The sequence below is a fragment of the Nitrosospira multiformis ATCC 25196 genome (assembly GCF_000196355.1).
Lineage (GTDB): Bacteria > Pseudomonadota > Gammaproteobacteria > Burkholderiales > Nitrosomonadaceae > Nitrosospira > Nitrosospira multiformis.
Genome location: NC_007614.1, coordinates 2,270,063 through 2,289,271, shown reverse-complemented (window position 1 = coordinate 2,289,271; position 19,209 = coordinate 2,270,063). Strand labels below are relative to the sequence as shown.

Genomic DNA, 19,209 nt, shown 5'->3' with positions numbered 1-19,209 from the left:
AATGCGCAACGAAGTCAGATACCTGCAAAATATCTCATTCTGAACGAGGAAAGTACAATGCGAGCAATCGCGGCAATTCCAATTCTTTTGGTAACCACAATTCTGGGTTGCGCCCCTACCACTACAGGTCAGAAGGAATCGCAGTCTCCATCTCCGCCTCCGCCGTCACCCCCGACTTCGACGGCGCCTCCGACTTCGACGGCGCCTTCATCCCCGCCTCAGCCTACCCGGCCGGTTTACAACCTTACTGGTTATTCTCCGAGCTTCAAGGATGGCTATATCGACGGTTGTGAGACTGCGAAGAAGACTCCAAATGGCGCAAAGGATGAGCGGAGGTTTGCAGACGACAAGCAGTACCGGCTGGGATGGAGCGACGGGTTCAGTTTGTGCGGGCGTAACCGCGCCGAAAAATAGGATCGGAAAGTCCATTCGCATCGGAGCATTTCTAATTCGTCTGTCTTGCTGAAGAGACATGGCGGCCTGCAGCCGCGGGATAACCTTTGACTGATTCAGAAGCCCGGCGGATAACGTCTTCGATATGGCTGGGATATAATAACGCTTTTTTGCAGATCGCCATGAGACGCTTGCTTCCTATATCGCTGTGTCTGCTTGCCCTGCCACTGGCTGCTCAACAACCCCAGTTTCACGCGCCGCCGCAAACTCTCTCCGTCGCCGCCAAGTCTTATATACTTGCCGATCTTCAGAGCGGACAGGTGCTTGTGAGCAAGAATGCCCATGAACGCGTCGATCCGGCATCGCTGACAAAGCTGATGACGGCTTATGTGGTTTTTGCAGCTCTGTATCAGAAACGTGTCACCTTGACGCAGGCTGTGCCAGTCTCGACACGTGCCTGGCGGGCGCAAGGCTCCCGCATGTTCATCGAGCCGAAGAAGCCCGTGACGGTCGATGAATTGATGCGCGGCATGATCGTGCAGTCAGGAAACGACGCCTCCATTGCACTGGCGGAGGCCGTTTCAGGATCAGAGGAGGCATTCGCTCAAGCGATGAACAAGGAGGCGGCGCGCATGGGCATGAAGAACACCCGTTTTGCCAATTCAACCGGACTTCCGGACCCGGACCATTACACCACCGCGTACGATCTCGCCTTGCTCGCAACCGCCATCATTCGCGATTTTCCGGAATATTATCCACTCTATTCCCTCAAGGAATATACCTATAACAAAATTACTCAGGCGAACCGGAACCGCCTGCTCTGGCTCGACCCGAATGTCGACGGGATGAAGACGGGACACACTGACGCAGCCGGTTACTGCCTCATTACTTCAGCCAGGCGGGGACAGCGTCGGTTGGTTGCGGTAGTGATGGGAACCGCCTCGGAGAGCGCGCGCGCGATGGAAAGCCAGCGCCTGCTGAATTATGGTTTTCAGTTCTACGATACGGTTCGTCTCTATCCGGGAGAGCAGGAGGTGGTTGCCATTCCATTATGGAAAGGCAACCAGGACAAACTCAGGACGGGATTCGGAAATGATGTTTATTTTTCGCTTCCCCGCCATCAGACTGACAAACTCAAGGCCAGGATGGAATATAAGCAGCCGCTTCTCGCTCCTGTCGCTGCGGGCCAAAAAGTTGGTACAGTGAAGTTTATGCTCGAAGGGAAGCAGGTGGTTGAACATCCGCTGGTAGCGCTCGAAACCGTCAGCGCTGCGAATATTTTTGGCCGGGCATGGGATAGCATGCGGCTTCTATTTAACTAGAAGCAAAAACCCGAGCTATCCAGGCTGATCATGATCTATCTAAACGGCGATTTCCTGAGAATCGAAGAAGCGCGCATCTCTGTGCTGGATAGAGGTTTTATTTTTGGTGACGGGGTATATGAGGTTATTCCTGTCTATTCCCGCAAACCTTTTCGTCTGGCGGAGCATCTGCGCCGGCTCCAGCACAGCCTCGATGGCATTCGCCTGCAAAATCCGCATTCGGACAGCGAATGGACTTATTTGCTCGAACAAATCGTCGCCTTGAATGAAGGTGAGGATCAGTATATCTACCTGCATATTACCCGCGGTGTCGCCCGGCGCGATCATGCCTTTCCACAAGGTGTCGCGCCCACTGTCTTCATTATGAGCAATCCGTTGCTGACACCGCCTCCAGGATTGCTGCATACGGGCGTGGTAGCGATTTCAGCCGCGGATAATCGATGGTTGCGCTGTGATATCAAGGCTATCTCGCTCCTGCCCAACGTATTGCTGCGGCAGATGGCGATCGATGAAGGCGCCTTGGAAACGGTGCTGTTTCGCGACGGTTTCATGACTGAGGGGGCGGCAAGCAATATCTTTGTCGTAAGAAATGGAATTCTGCTGGCTCCCCCCAAAAATCACCTGATGCTGCCGGGCATCACCTATGACGTAGTGCTGGAGCTGGCACAGGCGAGTGGCATTCCCCATGAAGTTCGCGCAATTACGGAGCATGAGGTGCGCACCGCTGAGGAACTTTTGCTGACATCCTCGACCAAAGAAATCATGCCGATTACCCGTCTCGATAACCAACCGGTGGGTGAGGGAAAGCCGGGCAAAATGTTTGCATTGTTTTACCAGCTCTACCAGAGTTATAAACAAACCACCATGCGAGGCAAATCTTCGATATCCTGAAGGTCGTGAAACCCGTGACTTCGTCTGACGATAGCACCCTGATCGAATATCCCTGCGATTTTCCGATTAAAATCATGGGGCGTGTCGGGTCGCCCTCCGGCATTCCACCCAGTGCCGCAACGCTGGAATACCGGCGGCAGGATTTTTCACAGAACGTACTGGCGATTGTGAAGCGCCACGCTCCGGATTTTGACGAGGCGACCATGGAGGTAAGAATCAGCAGAAAAAGCAATTATCTCAGCCTTACGTGCACGATTCGCGCTGTTTCTCGTGAACAACTGGATGCGTTATATCAGGAACTGTGCGATCATCCCACAGTGGTAATGGTACTTTAGCGAATTTCTGATTCCTTCCGCGATTCATATTCCGGAAGCTTCTCCGTGATACAGCCCGTTAGCCTGGAGTTTGTGCCCGGTCCTTCAGGACTTGAAGTCAAATATGCTGCAGTGATGGATTATCTTTCCATCTGGCAGGCGATGAAGGCTTTCACGGCGAGTCGCACGCAAAATACCCCTGATGAAATCTGGTTGCTGCAGCATTGGCCGGTCTATACCCAGGGTGTTGCCGGCAAACCCGAGCATTTGCTTTGCAATCCAGGCATTCCCGTAGTACGCACGGATCGGGGTGGTCAAATCACCTATCACGGCCCGGGACAGATTATTGCGTACCTGTTGCTGGATATGCGGCGCCTCAAGTTAGGCGTGCGCGACCTGGTCAGAAAAATGGAGGGCGCCGTGGTAGACTTGCTGGATGAGTATCGCGTCAACGCCTGCGGCGATGAGGATGCGCCCGGTGTATACGTTGGCGGAGCAAAAATCGCGGCACTGGGGCTGAAGATAAAAAATGGATGCTGCTACCATGGCCTGGCTCTGAATGTCAGCATGGACCTTGCCCCGTTTATGGCTATCAACCCTTGCGGCTATACGGGACTAAGGGTTACGCAAACCAGCGATCTCGGTATAACCGACGAGCTGGAAACGCTGCAAGGAAAGCTTGCCGAAAAACTGAAGGCCAGGCTGAAGCAATGATTTCAAGAATATTTAAAGATGGATATCAATCGATCCGGGTATTCCGGATTGATATGGATCAATATCAAGAAGACGTTTCTTCCTTATCATGACAATTGAAAGTCGCCAGAAAGGCGTTGCAAAAACCGCGCGCAATCCCGTCAAAATCGCGCCGCAATCTACCGATCAGTTGCTGCGTAAACCTTCCTGGATCAGGGTGCGATCCTCCAATAGCCAGGAGTTTTATGAGGTCAAGCGGATTTTGCGGGAGCAGAAGCTGCACACGGTATGTGAGGAAGCTTCCTGTCCCAACATCGGCGAATGCTTCGGCAAAGGCACTGCAACTTTCATGATACTGGGCGATCTCTGTACCCGGCGCTGTCCCTTCTGCGACGTGGCGCATGGCCGGCCGCGTCCTCCGGACCCCGAAGAACCTCTGCACCTCGCGCAATCCATTGCCGCCATGAAGTTGAAATATGTGGTTATCACGAGCGTTGACCGCGATGATCTCAGGGATGGAGGAGCTCAGCATTTCGTGGATTGCATCCGTGAGGTTCGAGCCCATTCGCCGCAGACAAAGATAGAGATCCTGGTGCCGGATTTTCGCGGGAGACTGGATATTGCGCTGGAAAAATTATTCGCCTGCCCGCCCGATGTGATGAACCACAATCTCGAAACGGTACCCCGCCTCTACCGGCAATGCCGTCCAGGCGCGGACTACACGCATTCGCTCCGGTTATTGAAGGAGTTCAAGGCACGTTTTCCGGGCATCCCCACCAAATCCGGATTGATGCTGGGACTGGGAGAAACTGACGAGGAGATCCTCGACGTGATGCGCGACTTGCGCAAGCATGATGTCGAGATGCTTACCATTGGCCAGTATCTGCAGCCAAGCATCGGACATCTTCCTGTCATGCGTTATGTCACCCCGGGGGCATTTAAGGAATTTGAACGCGCCGCGATCGAAATGGGTTTCAGCAACGCCGCGTGCGGGCCCATGGTCCGGTCCAGCTACCATGCGGATCAGCAGGCGCATGAGGCAGGCATCATACAGAGGTAGCGGTTTTAGCGAAGAGAATCAGCGAGGAGAGGAATTTCAAGGCCGGTTATGCAAACCCGACAGGAGTTACTCCAATGCGCATCATTCCTGCTATTGTTGTCTGCTTTTTCGTTTCCATCCCTGTTTCCGTTGCAGCAAGTGATACCCTTGCAGATGAAGACGCGGCCGATGGTCTGAAGCAAGCACTTACACTGAGTGTAAATGCGGCAATAGATACACTTGGGGTTCCAAATGGTTTTCTCCATAACCCCCAGGCAAAAATCCCGTTACCCGCCTCTCTGCAGAAAGCAGAGGGTTTGATGCGCTCCGTGGGTATGAACAAACATGCTGATGGGTTGATCGCAGCCATGAACCACGCCGCTGAAACGGCGGCGGCGGAAGGGCGGGCGTTGCTGATAGATGCGGTGCAGGATATGCCTGTGAAAGATACGAAAGCGATACTTGCAGGCGGAGACGACGGAGCGACGCAGTACTTCCGTAACACCTCATCCGACTTGCTTTCCGATCGATTTTTGCCGATTGTAAAAAAAGCCACCGAGCAGGCGGGCGTGCTGAAAAAATACAATGACTTTGCCGGGAAGGGCGCGAAGCTCGGATTGATTTCGGAAAAGCACGCAAATATAGAAAACCATGTCACGGAAAAAACCCTGGATGGAATTTATCTGTTGATGGCAGAGAAGGAACAGGCCATACGCAATAACCCTGCGGATCAGGATAGTGAACTGGTCCGCAGGGTGTTTGGCACGCTCAAGTAGATGATCTGGAACTGCCTGCTTATCTGAGGCTGGTTTGTGTCTTCCTGACGTTGACGTATTTGCTGAAGATATCTTCGAGCTTTTTCTGGTAGATGTCGGCCTGCGGGTTTTTCCTGTACGCATCGGCGAGATCGAGGACTGCCATGTTAAAGGATTCATCACCAGCGACAACCGATAGGGTGATCGCGCCGTGAGTGGCGAACTCGTTTTCCCATCGCTTGCGCACCTCTGCCCAGAAGGCGGAAGTATCGTGCCAGTAGCTTACCGCAGGTTGAAAGTCATAACCTTTGATCCGACGGTATTCATTGAAGCCGAACTCGCGTACCAATACCGCATCCTTATCATCTTTCGTCCGGATGACCTTGGTATTGTCCTGCTCATGAGTCCACCCCTGAGGTGCAATAGTATGGCGGTTCTCCGTATTGATGATCTGGTAGTCGCTGCGCTTGGTGTACTCGCGGCGTGGTAATGGCCGCCAGTTGCGCTCCGAAGTCCAGGTCGATACATCGTATCGATGGTTCCATTTGCCATTGCCCGAGTAGCGGGGGGCATCGTTTACTTCATAAACCAGTTGTGTCCATGTTCCCGGTATTTCAGCAGGATCACGCTTTTGTTGTTCGAACCGCTGGTTGCCCGTGTAGACCCAGCGCGTCGGTGCTTCATAGACCCAGTCCTGGCGCCAGTGCTTGGTGACTGCGCCACCCCCCATCACCAGGATGTGTTGCAATGAAATCTTGCGACCCGTATCTTCCACCAGGAGCACGAACTCGAATCCCATGCTGCGCTTCGGTTCCGAACGCTTGTAGCCCGGTTGCAGTATGACAGTTTCGTCGAATTTAAACTGGACTTCATATCCACCTAACATGGCGAGTATAGCGCGCCGGTCGCAATCAAAAGCCTTTTCACCCTCTGCGCATCCCGGGACCGGCCGCTCTATGGTCGGATATGCGGATTCAGCGGATTTTGCGGATGAACTGCTTTTCAGCAGCGGAACCTTGCCTGCGCAGGCGTTGAGCAGTGACAGCGCAAGCAAGCTCGCGGCCAGAGTAAGCGGATGTTTCATAAATATTTCCTCATACAAATGCAAATGTGGTACCTGAAAGATGACGTTTGAGGCTTAAAGGTGTTCAGTCTGCCAGGCCGACAGGTTATCAGTTTAAACCTGGTTTTTGTCTGATTCCCGTATTCGCGCTGTCATACCAGCTGCTCGTTGTGATAAGGACAGGGGGAATTTTGCAGCGAGGGAAGCGGTTGGCTGGAGTTCTGTATTTGGGCAATCGAACAGGGAAGCAGCAGATGCCGGAGCAGGGGCCATTTGGCATGAGTTCCAGGTTCTGAAAACATCATCCTCCCGAAAAATCTTTCTTTCCTTTATCTCGAAGTTCCTGCTCAAGCCATCCGACCAGGCTTTCAATCAATTGGTCGCTCGCCTCCGTAAGGGCTTTTACGGCACCTGCAGCATTGGCCGTCGGCGCGGGCACCTCTACACCAAAGCTGCGCTGGGAAACTGGGTAACGGGTGGTGCGATCGATAAGGCTGGCACGAAGTTGCACAATGGCGCTGCTCCGCGAAGGCGTATCGAACACCTGGGCAAATTCTTCGAGGTCGACCCGCAATATGTAATCCGCGTGCGCACCTTCACCAGTGTTCATCACTCCCCCTTCATTAAGGGCGGCAATGCGTGTTCTAACGCGTTGCGTGAGCAACTTTGCAGGTGTGGAGGCCCAGCGGCTGCTGCGATAAGCAAGAAACCGCGTAGGATCATCGTAGGCCAGCCGGTAATGGATCGCTGTGCTATCGAGCCAGGCGGGTGCAATGGTATCAGTGACCAGCAGACTTGTCCGCAATTGCCTGTTTCCCCCCGTCTCAGCCGCACTGGGCTCGACAGGGAGGGGCTGTAATCCAAAATCATATACCGCTACCGGTGCTGGATTACGAATAGCGGCGCACGCCGTCAGCGCTGCGATTGCCACTGCAAGAACAAGGTATTTTTTCATCTCATCTACTTCCTGGCGGTACAAAACCTGTCTCACCGGGACCCGGCGGCGGGGGAGGACGGCCAAACAGCAGACTTGTCGGTTGATCTTCCAGTTGGAGTAGCACTCGGTCGACACTGCGGGTGGTATTTTTGATCCCTTCCGTTGCTTCCCGCAATGACCGCATGGTTTCGCCCAGCTCTACGGTGGCTACGGAAAGGCCGTCGATGGCTCCTCCCTGCCGGTTCAGCCTCGATGTGATCTGGTTGAGGTCGACCACAAGCTGGTCAGCATTTTTCATCACCGAACTTGCATCGGCAGCCAGCCCCGGGATTGCTTTGAGCCCCGGCTCCAGCTGGTTGAGAACCCTGGAGAGGCGTCCCGTCGCCTTTTCCGTATTTTCCAGTATATGCATGAATCGGGTCCGATTCTCATCTTCGAGGAGGAGATTCATTCTCTCGATCAATACGCTGGCAGTACCGAGCAGGTGCTGGCCCGAACTGGTGATGCTGTCGAATAATGAGGGGCGCAGGGGAATTTGAGGGGGTTCATCCGAATCAGTTTCCAGTTGTTCGGTTTCCCCGTCCTCATCATTCAACTGCACGTATGCCAGGCCCGTCAAACCCTGATAGCCCAGTTGGGCAAATGCATTCCGGGTTAAAGGCACGTTCTTGTCCACTGCGATCTGAATCAGAATCTTATGCGGATCCTCTTTATCCAGCTTGATGTTCTCGACTTTTCCGACCGTTACGCCCCGGTAACGTACTATTGCCTGAGAATTCAGGCCTGAGACCGGCATCTCCGACACGAGCATGTATTTATTGCGCATCATGGTGTCCCCGCCGAACCACAGGACGGCAGCCACCAGCGCTGTACCCAGAATAATTACGAATAAACCAGCCGCAAGGGCGTGGGCCCGGTTTTCCATAATCGCCCCCTATAAGATACTGCTGTTTTCCAAAGTTTTCCTGCCGCGCACGCCACAGAAAAAATTGGAAATGAAAGCGTGCTTAGTGTGTATTACCTCTCGCACGGTTCCCAACGCCACCAGATGTTTGTCCGCCAGCACCGCGACACGATCGGAAAGCGCAACCAGCGTGTCGAGGTCGTGAGTCGCCATGATGATCGTAAATGTCAGTTCGGATTGCATCGTCTTGATAAGGCGGACAAATCCCTCACTGAGCTCTGGATCGAGCCCGGCCGTTGGCTCGTCCAGAAACAGGAGTTCCGGATTAAGCGCCATCGCCCGCGCCAACGCGATGCGTTTGATCATGCCCCCGGAAAGCTCGGCAGGCATCTTGTTTGCATGGACAGGCGCGATTTCCACCATTTCAAGCTTGAGCATCACGAGATCGCGAATCATCTCTTCGTCCAGGGTGCGCAGCTCACGCATCGGCAAGGCAATATTGTCATAGACCGACAACGCGCTGAACAGAGCGCCTTTCTGGAACAATACCCCGCAGCGGTTTCGCATGTTCTGTATCTGCTGGCGATTCCGGCCGTGCAATGGTTCTCCGAAAACCTTCACCGTGCCTTGCGCGGGGGTTTCAAGCCCGAGCATCTGCCGCATGAGCGCGGTCTTTCCGCTACCGGAGCCTCCGACCAGCGTCAATACTTCTCCACGCTGTACGCAAAGTCCGATATTCTCATGCACGACGTGATTGCCGAACCGGGTATACAACCCTTCCACCTCGATAATGCAGTTATTTTTCGGCATGCGACTCCCGCTTTATCTTAATCCCACATCCGAAAAGATCACGGCAAAAATTGCATCGATAATAATTACCACGGTAATGGATGTGACGACCGAGTTCGTTGTACCTTCGCCCAGGCTTTCCGTATTTGATTTGATTCTCAAACCGAAGTGGCAAGAAATCAAGGCAATTGCCATTCCGCATACAATCCCTTTGCCTAGTCCCAGCCATAAGTTGGAAACAGCCACGGCATCCGGAAGCCTGCTCAAAAAAAACTTGTAGCCCAACCCAAGCTGTAGCTCGGCAACGGTCATTCCTCCTATCAGTGCAACAGCGCTGGTCCACAGCACAACGAGTGGCATCGCAAGACCCAGGGCGATCACTTTCGGCAGGATTAGCCTAAGACTGTGGGGAATACCCATGACTGTCAGGGCATCCAGTTCCTCGGTTACCCGCATCACCCCCAGTTGCGCGGTCATCGATGAACCGGAACGGCCGGCAACCAGGATAGCGGCAAGCATGGGTCCAAGCTCCCGGATAACGCTGATGCCCAGGATGTTGACGATGAAGACATGCGCTCCAAATATTTGCAATTGCCGGGAAGACAGATAGCTCAATACTACACCGATGAGAAATCCCACCAGGGCCGTGATACCCAGTGCCTGCGCCCCGGTCCGATACAAATTCGCCGAAATTTCTCGCCATGGTATGCGCGAGGGACGGCCGGCCAGATACTTTATTTCCAGCACCAATTGGCCCATCAGAATCACCAGGCCGACCAGATGCTCCCACAAGAGGAAAACTGCCTTTCCCAGTACCATAATCGGCCACAGCCGATCCGGTGCTGCTTCAGAAGGAGGGGTCCACGTTTCTTCCAGGCGATCGAAAAGCCTTTCATGCTCGGGTCTTACAAGCAGATACCGGGGTCGCTGATTACCCCAGCCGCGCCACAGGAGAACAGCTCCTGCGTCATCCATCCGGGCTATCTGTGTAAGATCCCACCTTATTTCCGGCGCGGTAGCGTACTCGGAAAGCTCCGCAGCAATCGGTCGAATCCGCTCACCTAAAGCAGTGAGAGTGCAGTTCCCTTCAACAATCACGCGCGGAATTCCATCAGCGCCGGTAACGCGGCGCAATACCACGGGTGAATTGCTGCCTTGAATCTCCGACATCACAATTATCCTCAGGAAACGCTTGTCGGGATAAGCTTTTCCGCTCTTCTTGGTGTCAGCTTATCCCGGTATTGGTTGCTTTATTCCTCGTGGGACAGCTTGTCCCTATAGAGTATAGCTGAACAGTTCGACTGCAATCCCACCCATTCTCCTAGTAAAACGCATTCAGGCTTCTCGGGCAAGCGAGAGGCGAACAGAAGCAGAAAGAGAAATGGCGAAGTTCATGGAAGGGAAAATGAATGAAATGTCTCCAGCGAAAGCTTGAAGGGAAGCTGCGGTTTTTTTTCGATTTTGCCAGACGGCATGGCCAGATGGACCCACTATTTGACGGAATTTCTTACACTTGTACGCCTTTAAATAGGGGAGTTACGGATAAACAATTGTTTTTAAAATGTTAAAATAACTGGCACGGCATTTGCTTATTATACTGTTAGCTCCCTTTTAATAACAGGCGTACTGAACCTGCTCCATAGCTTCAAGTGCCTGATCAACTTCAGGCGACGAGAGACAAGAAGCGAAGTGGGCAGTATACGCCTCGTCCTCGGCAGATTTCTCGAAGCTGAGTGATAGATAAATACAGAGGAGGGGAGGCAGTAATAACAATAACTACGACAATAATAATAAATAGCAAATCAGGATCGGAGCAGTATCTTCTGAAGCTGGAATACGGCTCTGATTCTGATTATTTTTTCCTTATTACCCCCGATTCCTTATTACCCCCGATCGGATGGATTCGGAGGCGACCGCTTTCCTGCTGTCGGACGGTAGGTTTATCCTGTTCATGAAGGATAGGGTGAAGCAAAACGCGGATCATCATTCGATATTTCGTTACTTCCGCTTCTTCACCGAATTTTCCTGTCGCCTGTTCCAATTCTACGTAGCTCGCTTGGTTTGCTATGCTAGTTCGAGGCGCTGGTTGCGTTGATGGGAGGGGGTCAAATTGAACGCTTCGTTTGTATCGAAGCGTGAGGACTATCCGGCAAAGCTGGACTCCCCGAAAAATCCTGCTACGTCGATATCATGCCATCCGCAGTAATCCTCTCGAAGATATTGCCATTCTCGAAGATGCCTCCTCATTATGAAGAGCGGGTGTACTGCAGCGCAGGATATCGCAAAGTAACTTGGGACTGCTGAATAATCCTCCGGGGTGCCTACGAAGGTTTTGTTCACCGCGCTTCTCAGGGCTAATGGTGGTCGTGAAAATGTTCTGCCGCTGGACCGCCTGACGGAATATTTGACTCCTCTCTGACGCGAATCTGGTAAGTGACATGGCAAGTGGAACACTTCATCATCGATTCGCTCAATTGCCGCAAGGTATGCCGGGGGTCTTTCCGGGACTCGGCATCAGCGGCGATTTCGTCGAACGCCTTGTGCACAGACATGCCGAGCTGCATGAATTCCTTGGGCAGCACCGATTGGAGATGATTTTCACCCTTATGCGCCATACCCATACCCAGCGCACGAGCATGCTCTGCTACCGCCACCATGTCTTCCTTGGACAGAGCCTCGAGAATGCGCTGAGTTCCTGATAGCAGGGCGCGCATTTCCTTTAATATGTGATCGCGCTGAGGCTCATTCAGCGTGAGGACTTGACGTTTATCGATTTCACTGGCGATGGCAGTAGCGGCTATAAAAGCCAGCAGAGCAGTAAAAACAGCCAAAATCTTTTTCAACTTGATCTCCCGTCCGTTCGGTTTCTACTCACTCACTTATTAGCGCGTCATGACTCCTGCAATCAGCTTTTACCGGGATTATCGCCCTAATACTGAGCATGTCAACCGATAGCTCCGATAGCTACTCAGGATCCCTTACGTTCGGTTGTCGCTGACCTGTCGAGCGTGCAGATCGTGGGGGTCGGAGCGGATAATTTCAACTTCAATAAATTCACCCGGTTTTACGTTTTTTGCCTTGCCGATATAAACCAGGCCATCGATTTCCGGAGCGTCGGCAGTACTACGGGCGACAGCCTTGTTTTTGCTTACGTCGTCTATCAGGACAATCATGCGTTTGCCGATTTTGCGGGCCAGGCGTTCAGCACTGATTTTTTCCTGTATTGCCATGAAACACGCCCGTCGCTCTTCTTTCACCTCTTCCGGCACGGGATCGGGAAGAGCGTTCGCCGCCGCACCCTCGACAGGTGAATAGGCAAAGCAGCCAACACGATCGAGTTGCGCTTCCTCGAGAAACTCCAGGAGTTGTTCGAATTCCGCCTCTGTTTCTCCGGGAAAGCCGACAATGAAGGTACTGCGCAGGGTGATATCCGGACAGACTTCACGCCATCGCCGAATGCGGGAAAGATTGTTTTCGGAGTTGGCCGGACGTTTCATTGCCTTCAAGATACGGGGACTAGCGTGCTGAAACGGTACATCGAGATATGGAAGAATTTTCCCCTCGGCCATGAGCGGAATCACTTCATCGACATGCGGGTAAGGGTAAACATAATGGAGGCGAACCCATACTCCCAATTCGCCGAGCGAGCGCGCCAAGTCGGTCATCCGCGTTTTCAGCGGCCTGCCTTGCCAGAAACCGGTGCGGTATTTGACGTCTACCCCATAAGCGCTCGTATCCTGCGAAATGACGAGCAATTCCCTGACCCCTGCGTTCACCAGGTTTTCCGCTTCCTCCATCACCTGATGGATGGGGCGACTGACGAGGTCGCCGCGCATCGAAGGGATGATGCAGAAGGTACAGCGGTGATTGCAACCTTCGGAGATCTTGAGATAAGCGTAATGCCGGGGCGTCAGCTTTATGCCTTGTGGAGGAATGAGACTGGTATAGGGATCGTGCGGCTGGGGCAGATGCATGTGGACCGCAGCCATTACTTCGGGCAGGGCGTGGGGTCCTGTCACCGCCAGTACTTGTGGATGGGCTTGCTTGACCACGTCCCCGCCTTCTTTTGCTCCAAGGCAACCGGTGACGATCACCTTGCCGTTTTCCGCCAGCGCCTCGCCGATAGCGTCGAGTGACTCTTCCACTGCGCTATCGATAAAACCGCAGGTATTGACGACTACAAGGTCCGCATCCTCATAGGTAGAGGAAGTTTCATAACCTTCGGCACGAAGCTGGGTAAGGATCTGCTCGGAATCTACCAAGGCCTTCGGGCAACCGAGGGAGACAAAGCCGATACGGGGAGTCTGCTGTTTCAGAGATGCCATTTGATTTGTAATATCGCTTTCCTCGAAGGAAAGTCAGAGTGAGAAGAATGATGTGTTTTTGCAGAGACAAAATATCCGGCTGAGGATTCCCCGGAAGGCGGGAAAACGCTTCAGGATTTTTGAGGGTGAGAACGGCTTGAGCAAATGAAGCTCACGCATGATGAGCAAACAGGTTTCCAGCTAGCCAGATTGAGCTGATCCCGAGCGTGATGAGGGCAACCTGCTTGATGGTCGCGTCGATTTCGGGGCGCCTGTGCAAGCCCGGTATGAGATCCGACATTGCCACGTAAATCATGGCCGCCGCTGCGAGGCCCAGCAGCGATGGGATCAGGTGCCGCATGTCCTGCAACATGAAGTAGGCCGCCATGCTCCCAAGCAGGGTGGCCGCGCTGGACAGCAGATTGAAAAGCAGTGCTTGTTTTCGGGTATACCCGGAATTGAGCAGTATCAGAAAATCGCTGGCTTCCTGGGGAATTTCATGGGCAATGATGGCAATGGCGGTGACAATACCCAACTGTATGTCGGCCATGAAGGCGGCAGCAATCAGTATGCCGTCGACGAAATTGTGAAACGTGTCACCCAGCATGATCATCATGCCGCTGCGGCCATAGTCATGCTGATGTGTTCCGGTGGCGATTACGCTGCGGGTGGGATCATGAACTTCACATTCTTGGGAATGGCAGTGACGCCACAATACTAGTTTTTCCAGAATGAAGAATAGCAGGATGCCGAACAGCACCGTAGCCGTCATTTGCCCCGGGTTTTTAGAAAGTTCGAGCGCTTCCGGTAGGGCGTTGAGGAAAGCGGCTCCCAATAGCGCCCCGATGGCATACGAGATCAATATCTGAACCCAGGAGGTGCGTGTGTTGAGCGTCAGCACGGCAGCGAACAGTACGCTCAGGATACCCCCGAACAGGCTGGTGACGATGATCCAGGCAAAGGTCGACATGGATGCTATTGAGATACTGGCGGGAAAAGGCGCGATTATACGCTGTTGCGCCCAAATTACGGTGACGGCGGAGTGGATCCGGTCGCAAGACCCTTCCAACCGGAATATTTATCGCCGTTATCGCTGCTGTACCGGGCGATTTATGTTAGCCAGATCAAGGCGGCCATACGTCCTGTGCTGCCATCGCGCCGATAAGAAAAAAACCTCGCGGGATCGCTGAAAGTACATTCCCCTCCGCCATATACCGCGGGAATGCCGGCATTCTTCAACTGCTGCCGCGCCAGCAGGAAAAGGTCGGCATACCATTTCCCCTTATGGGGACCCGGGCGGAAGGCGAGGGCGGCTTCTTCATCGCGCTGGATAAAAGCCTGTCGTACTTCCTCCCCGACCTCGAAATATCCCGGACCGATTGCCGGGCCGAGCCAGGCCATAAGAGAAGCCGGATCTGTTCCCATCGCAGATATGGCCTGTTCCACGATTCCTCCGGCCAATCCGCGCCATCCGCCATGAAGCGCGCCTACTGTGGTTCCTCCGCGGTCGCACAACAATATGGGCAGACAGTCGGCTACAAGAATCGCGCAGATATGGGCGGCGCGCTGACTGAATGCGGCATCCCCGCAGGATGTGGACGTGCAGTCGTTGCGGTCGATACCGATCGTGCTTGTGCCATGCACCTGGTTCAGCCACCGGGGGTCGGCGGGTAAACACCGCCGCAGCAGAGCGCGGTTTTGTTCGACCGCTCCCGTGTCGTCGCCTACATGGCCGCCCAGGTTAAGGCTGGCATAGGGGCTCTGACTCACTCCACCGTTGCGTGTAGTGAACAATGCCTTGACATTGGGCGGGGCCGGCCAGTCGGGAGTGATCCAGTCGTTCATTTGATCATGGCTGGAATTGCATGGGATTCTTTATCACGCGCTTTCTGAAGCATCAGCAGCAGGTTGCTCATGTCTTCCGGCAATGGCGCTTCCCATCCCATTCTCTGGCCGTTCTGCGGATGCGTCAATTCCAGCTTGTGGGCATGCAACGCCTGCCGGGGAAAAGCAGCCAACTGCATCGTCGCACTGCTGCCTTTTTTTGCTTTGCCGCCATACAACGGATCTCCCACCAGGGGATGGCCGAGAGACTGCATGTGCACGCGTATCTGATGGGTGCGCCCTGTCTCCAGTCCGCACCGGAGCAAGGTGCAATCGGTGAATTGCTCCAATACCTCGTAACGTGTGCGCGCTTCCTTGCCACTCGCGACTACTGCCATTCTGGTCCGCTGTACCGGATGGCGGCCGACCGGAGCGTCAACCCTTCCGTGGGAGGAAACGCTGCCCCAGACCAGCGCCAGATACTCCCGTTTGACCGTGCGCTTTTGCAACTGGCGCACCAGGCTGGTTTGGGCTTCCAGGGTTTTTGCCACTACCAGGAGACCGCTGGTTTCCTTGTCCAGACGGTGAACGATACCGGAGCGCGGTATGCCGCTTAATTGAGGGGAATGGTGCAGCAATGCATTGAGCAGGGTGCCCTGCCAGTTTCCGCTGCCGGGATGGACGACGAGCCCCGCGGGCTTATCGATGATAATGATGGCGTGATCTTCATGGACAATATCCAGCGCAATGGCTTCCGGCTCATGCGCAGTTTCAGCAGGATCGCGTGCGGGAGAGAGTACGATCTTTTCCCCACCCCACACTTTCTGCCGGGGAAGGCTGCATGCGCCATCTACGCTTACCCTCTTTTCCAGAATCCAAGATTGCAGCCGGCTGCGAGACCATTCGGCCAATAGTTGCGCCAGGGCCTGATCCAGCCGGAGGCCGGCGCAATGGTCGGGAATGATCAGTTCCACAACCCTCCCCGGCGGCTCGGGCGCCGGATGCGCTGGTTCGGGCACTATAGGCTTTGGGCTATAATGGTTATTCCTTTTTCCTGGCACTGAATTCATCATGTTACGTAGTGTAGCTTTATTTCTCGCATTGCTGCTATCGGCATGCGGCCTGTTTCCCAAGGAAATGGAGGACACCAAGGCGTGGTCGGCGAGTAAATACTATACCGAGGCAAAATCGGAATTGAACGATGGCAATTATGCTGCCGCCATCAAACTTTTTGAAGCGCTGGAAGCGCGCTACCCTTACGGGCGCTATGCGCAGCAGGCGCAGCTGGAAATCGGCTATGCGCATTACAAGGATGGCGAGCAGGCGCTGGCGATTGCGGCTGCCGATCGTTTCATCAAGCTTCATCCAAACCATCCCAATGTGGATTATGCGTATTACCTGAAGGGTCTGGCGAATTTCAACGATGACCTGGGGTTGATGGGCATCGTCACGGAAAAGATTCTCAACCAGGACATGAGCGAGCGCGATCCCAAGGCATCGCACGAATCATTTGAAAATTTCAAGGAGCTGGTGAACCGTTTTCCCAAGAGCAAGTACGCGCCCGATGCAGTGCAACGCATGAAGCATCTGGTCAACGTCGTAGCGCTGAATGAAATACAGGTGGCGCGCTACTATATGAAACGGGGAGGGTATGTTGCCGCAGCCAACCGCGCCCAATATGCCTTGAAGGAATATCCGCAAACCCCGGCGACGGAAGAGGCCTTGTTCATCATGGTGAAGGCCTACGACGCCTTGGGCATGACTGATTTGCGCGATGATGCCGATCGTGTCATGAGAAAAAACTTTCCAAACAGCCGTTTTCTATCCGACTCGACGGGGACCAACGGCGAGCCCTGGTGGAAATTCTGGTGATGCCAGCAATGCTCCGGCTGAAGCTGTGGAGCGACTGGATTGCAAAACGGAGGCCAGACTAGGACGCCAAGGGATCGAGCGCTGATCTCTCCAGTATCGATTCGTCGCTCGTTACCTCATCCTGCAGGCGAATGGCGATAACATCGCATTTCGCATGATGGAGAACGCTGTTTGCTGTCGATCCCAGCAGTAGTGCAAGGCCGTGGCGCCCATGCGAGCCGACAACGATGAGGTCGACCTGTTCCTGCTCTGCTACGCGAACTATTTCCTGTGCGGGCACGCCCCATACCAGCCAGCGCTGCCGGACGTCCACTCCCAAACGGTCAGCCACTTGTTCCAGCTTCTTTTTTTCCGCTTCCAGCAACTCGTAAGCTGAATATTCCTCGAGGGGGACAATGGTTCCATATGCCATATCAGGCATGGGAATGTTATCAAGCACATGAATGATGCTGAGCTTTGCCTGAAATGTTTCCGCCAGATACCTTGCTTTTCGGATAACGTGATTTCCGTGCTCCGAAAAGTCCACTGCCAGCAGAATATGCCTGTAGCTACCGATCATTTTCTTTATTCATATCCGCAGCGCGAACTCACCAAATATTGCTCTCCGGGTTCTCTCCCATCATGCTATTTCTCATAAGGCCGAGATTACATTACCTCAATTTCTGGATAGTGACAAATCCCGCAGGCAAGCTCATTCCAGCCTGTATGGCTTCACCGCGTCTCCGGAGAGTCGTAAGCAAGCGGTGGTGAAGATTTCTGGGGAGCCTCGAGCATCGTTCTCAACACTTTCCAGACGTTTTCCACGATTTTTTCCTGGGCCCGAGCGGTGGGATGTATTCCATCTGCCTGAAAAAATTCGCGTTTGTTACCGAAGCCATCCAGGAGAAACGGCACGAGTTTGATGTCGTGGCGTTTGGCGAGTTGAGGGTAAATATCCTGAAACTTTTGAGTATATGTTATGCCATAATTTGGCGGCAATTGCATTCCGGCCAACAGTACAGTGGCATTGTTCCGCTTGCAGGCTTCAATGATGGCTTCGAGATTGTCCCGGATGGATCCGATGGACGCTCCTCTCAGTCCGTCATTACCTCCCAACTCGACAATGACGATGTCAGGACGATGGGTCTTGAGCGCTTTCTCGATCCGGTTGCGTCCTCCCCATGCGGTCTCGCCACTGATGCTGTTATTGATCAGATATGTCTGTGATTGTGCTTGCAGCCGGTTCTTGAGCAGGTTGACCCAGCCTGCATCCGGAGGCAAGCCATAACCGGCAGATAAACTGTCGCCGAATACCATAACGGTCGTGGCTCCGGAGGCGGGCGCGGGCGCCGGCCCCACGGTTGCGCCCAAAGTGGGGGTAAAGAATGCCGATATCAGATAGAGAATAACCAGGAAATTTTTCATGACAGATAATGTTGTAGTACGGCCCATCGTGCAGGCGATTGGATTGACCAAGCAAGTGAATACCGGCGACGAACAACTCACCATTCTGGAGAACATCAATTTAAGCATCAATGCTGGCGATTCCGTCGCCGTAGTAGGAGCGTCGGGTTCAGGAAAGTCGACATTGCTGGGGTTGTTAGCAGGATTAGATACGCCTTCGAGCGGTAAGGTTCATCTTGATGGCGAGGATATTTTTCTGTTGGACGAGGATGCGCGGGCGGCACTTCGCGGACGTATGCTGGGATTTGTCTTCCAGTCATTTCAACTGTTGCCGGCGCTCACTGCGATGGAAAACGTGATGTTGCCCCTGGAACTTGCGAATATGTCGGATGCCGGCAGCGCCTCGCGCGAATTGCTTGAACGAGTGGGGCTTGGACAGCGTCTAAGGCATTATCCGCGCCAGCTCTCAGGAGGAGAGCAGCAACGCGTCGCTATTGCGCGCGCCTTTGTTACCCAACCTCGACTGGTATTGGCGGATGAACCGACAGGCAACCTTGATTCTGCGACGGGCGCCCAAATCATAGAGCTCATGTTTGAACTGAACCGCGAGCGTGGGACAACGCTCATTCTGGTAACACACGATGAAGCCATCTCCAGCCGTTGTGCAGGGAGAATACGGCTTGCCGGAGGAAAAATCGTGGATTGAAGAAGTCGAGAAGTATCTTC

Annotated in this window: 21 protein-coding genes; 9 read left to right on the top strand and 12 right to left on the bottom strand. The window is 53.7% G+C overall.

Annotated features, from left to right (window positions below; translation table 11 throughout):
• The first annotated feature begins 57 nt into the window (after positions 1-57).
• From NMUL_RS15750 to NMUL_RS10395, 7 genes are all read left to right on the top strand, one after another.
• Positions 58-414, top strand: a complete 357-nt coding sequence (locus NMUL_RS15750) for a hypothetical protein (protein WP_143034410.1) — start codon at positions 58-60, stop codon at positions 412-414.
• 161 nt (positions 415-575) lie between these two features.
• Positions 576-1,715 carry a D-alanyl-D-alanine carboxypeptidase family protein gene (locus NMUL_RS10420; protein WP_041353162.1) on the top strand — a complete coding sequence of 380 codons (1,140 nt, stop codon included), beginning with the start codon at positions 576-578 and terminating at the stop codon, positions 1,713-1,715.
• Between the two features lie 30 nt (positions 1,716-1,745).
• The gene (locus tag NMUL_RS10415; RefSeq protein ID WP_011381305.1) at positions 1,746-2,606 is read left to right on the top strand and encodes a D-amino acid aminotransferase; all 861 of its coding nucleotides are present in this window, start codon (positions 1,746-1,748) and stop codon (positions 2,604-2,606) included.
• 5 nt (positions 2,607-2,611) lie between these two features.
• Positions 2,612-2,941 (top strand): YbeD family protein, encoded by a 330-nt coding sequence (locus NMUL_RS10410; protein WP_011381304.1) that lies wholly within the window; start codon positions 2,612-2,614, stop codon positions 2,939-2,941.
• Between the two features lie 45 nt (positions 2,942-2,986).
• Positions 2,987-3,634 carry a lipoyl(octanoyl) transferase LipB gene (gene lipB / locus NMUL_RS10405; protein WP_011381303.1) on the top strand — a complete coding sequence of 216 codons (648 nt, stop codon included), beginning with the start codon at positions 2,987-2,989 and terminating at the stop codon, positions 3,632-3,634.
• 88 nt (positions 3,635-3,722) lie between these two features.
• Complete coding sequence (gene lipA, locus NMUL_RS10400; RefSeq protein WP_011381302.1) at positions 3,723-4,673, top strand: lipoyl synthase; 951 nt, start codon at positions 3,723-3,725, stop codon at positions 4,671-4,673.
• 74 nt (positions 4,674-4,747) lie between these two features.
• Positions 4,748-5,428, top strand: coding sequence for a DUF4197 domain-containing protein (locus NMUL_RS10395; RefSeq protein ID WP_011381301.1), 681 nt, complete (start codon positions 4,748-4,750; stop codon positions 5,426-5,428).
• 19 nt (positions 5,429-5,447) lie between these two features.
• On the opposite strand, the gene NMUL_RS10390 is transcribed toward NMUL_RS10395, so the two are convergent.
• The 10 genes from NMUL_RS10390 to rluD all read right to left on the bottom strand — a co-directional run bounded on the left by NMUL_RS10390 (position 5,448) and on the right by rluD (position 16,301).
• Entirely contained in the window at positions 5,448-6,491 is a 1,044-nt protein-coding gene (locus NMUL_RS10390; protein WP_011381300.1) for a DUF6607 family protein, read from the bottom strand.
• A gap of 280 nt (positions 6,492-6,771) precedes the next feature.
• On the bottom strand, positions 6,772-7,425 hold the full coding sequence (locus NMUL_RS10385) for an ABC-type transport auxiliary lipoprotein family protein (RefSeq protein ID WP_011381299.1): 654 nt from the start codon (positions 7,423-7,425) through the stop codon (positions 6,772-6,774).
• Between the two features lies 1 nt (position 7,426).
• The gene (locus tag NMUL_RS10380) at positions 7,427-8,332 is read right to left on the bottom strand and encodes an MlaD family protein (protein ID WP_011381298.1); all 906 of its coding nucleotides are present in this window, start codon (positions 8,330-8,332) and stop codon (positions 7,427-7,429) included.
• Positions 8,333-8,341: 9 nt separating this feature from the next.
• Complete coding sequence (locus tag NMUL_RS10375; RefSeq protein ID WP_011381297.1) at positions 8,342-9,121, bottom strand: ABC transporter ATP-binding protein; 780 nt, start codon at positions 9,119-9,121, stop codon at positions 8,342-8,344.
• A 12-nt stretch (positions 9,122-9,133) separates the two neighbouring features.
• Entirely contained in the window at positions 9,134-10,270 is a 1,137-nt protein-coding gene (locus NMUL_RS10370) for an MlaE family ABC transporter permease (protein WP_011381296.1), read from the bottom strand.
• Positions 10,271-11,454: 1,184 nt separating this feature from the next.
• Positions 11,455-11,943, bottom strand: coding sequence for a hypothetical protein (locus tag NMUL_RS10365; RefSeq protein ID WP_011381295.1), 489 nt, complete (start codon positions 11,941-11,943; stop codon positions 11,455-11,457).
• Positions 11,944-12,078: 135 nt separating this feature from the next.
• Entirely contained in the window at positions 12,079-13,425 is a 1,347-nt protein-coding gene (gene rimO / locus NMUL_RS10360) for a 30S ribosomal protein S12 methylthiotransferase RimO (protein ID WP_011381294.1), read from the bottom strand.
• 151 nt (positions 13,426-13,576) lie between these two features.
• Positions 13,577-14,374, bottom strand: a complete 798-nt coding sequence (locus NMUL_RS10355; RefSeq protein WP_011381293.1) for a ZIP family metal transporter — start codon at positions 14,372-14,374, stop codon at positions 13,577-13,579.
• Between the two features lie 140 nt (positions 14,375-14,514).
• Entirely contained in the window at positions 14,515-15,249 is a 735-nt protein-coding gene (gene pgeF, locus NMUL_RS10350; protein ID WP_011381292.1) for a peptidoglycan editing factor PgeF, read from the bottom strand.
• Positions 15,246-16,301: a 23S rRNA pseudouridine(1911/1915/1917) synthase RluD gene (rluD, locus tag NMUL_RS10345; RefSeq protein ID WP_049783108.1), complete on the bottom strand. Its 1,056-nt coding sequence runs from the start codon at positions 16,299-16,301 to the stop codon at positions 15,246-15,248. Before rluD ends, pgeF begins: the two co-directional genes overlap by 4 nt.
• Here rluD and NMUL_RS10340 point away from each other — a divergent pair.
• A complete protein-coding gene (locus NMUL_RS10340) occupies positions 16,300-17,100 on the top strand; it encodes an outer membrane protein assembly factor BamD (RefSeq protein ID WP_011381290.1) in 801 nt (266 codons plus the stop codon). The genes rluD and NMUL_RS10340 overlap by 2 nt on opposite strands.
• Before the next feature lie 58 nt (positions 17,101-17,158).
• On the opposite strand, the gene NMUL_RS10335 is transcribed toward NMUL_RS10340, so the two are convergent.
• Both NMUL_RS10335 and NMUL_RS10330 read right to left on the bottom strand, forming a co-directional pair.
• Positions 17,159-17,659 carry a universal stress protein gene (locus NMUL_RS10335; protein ID WP_011381289.1) on the bottom strand — a complete coding sequence of 167 codons (501 nt, stop codon included), beginning with the start codon at positions 17,657-17,659 and terminating at the stop codon, positions 17,159-17,161.
• A 152-nt stretch (positions 17,660-17,811) separates the two neighbouring features.
• Positions 17,812-18,396, bottom strand: a complete 585-nt coding sequence (locus tag NMUL_RS10330; protein ID WP_104009631.1) for an arylesterase — start codon at positions 18,394-18,396, stop codon at positions 17,812-17,814.
• A 106-nt stretch (positions 18,397-18,502) separates the two neighbouring features.
• Here NMUL_RS10330 and NMUL_RS10325 point away from each other — a divergent pair, with 106 nt between their 5' ends.
• Positions 18,503-19,189, top strand: coding sequence for an ABC transporter ATP-binding protein (locus NMUL_RS10325; protein WP_011381287.1), 687 nt, complete (start codon positions 18,503-18,505; stop codon positions 19,187-19,189).
• Positions 19,190-19,209: the final 20 nt, after the last annotated feature.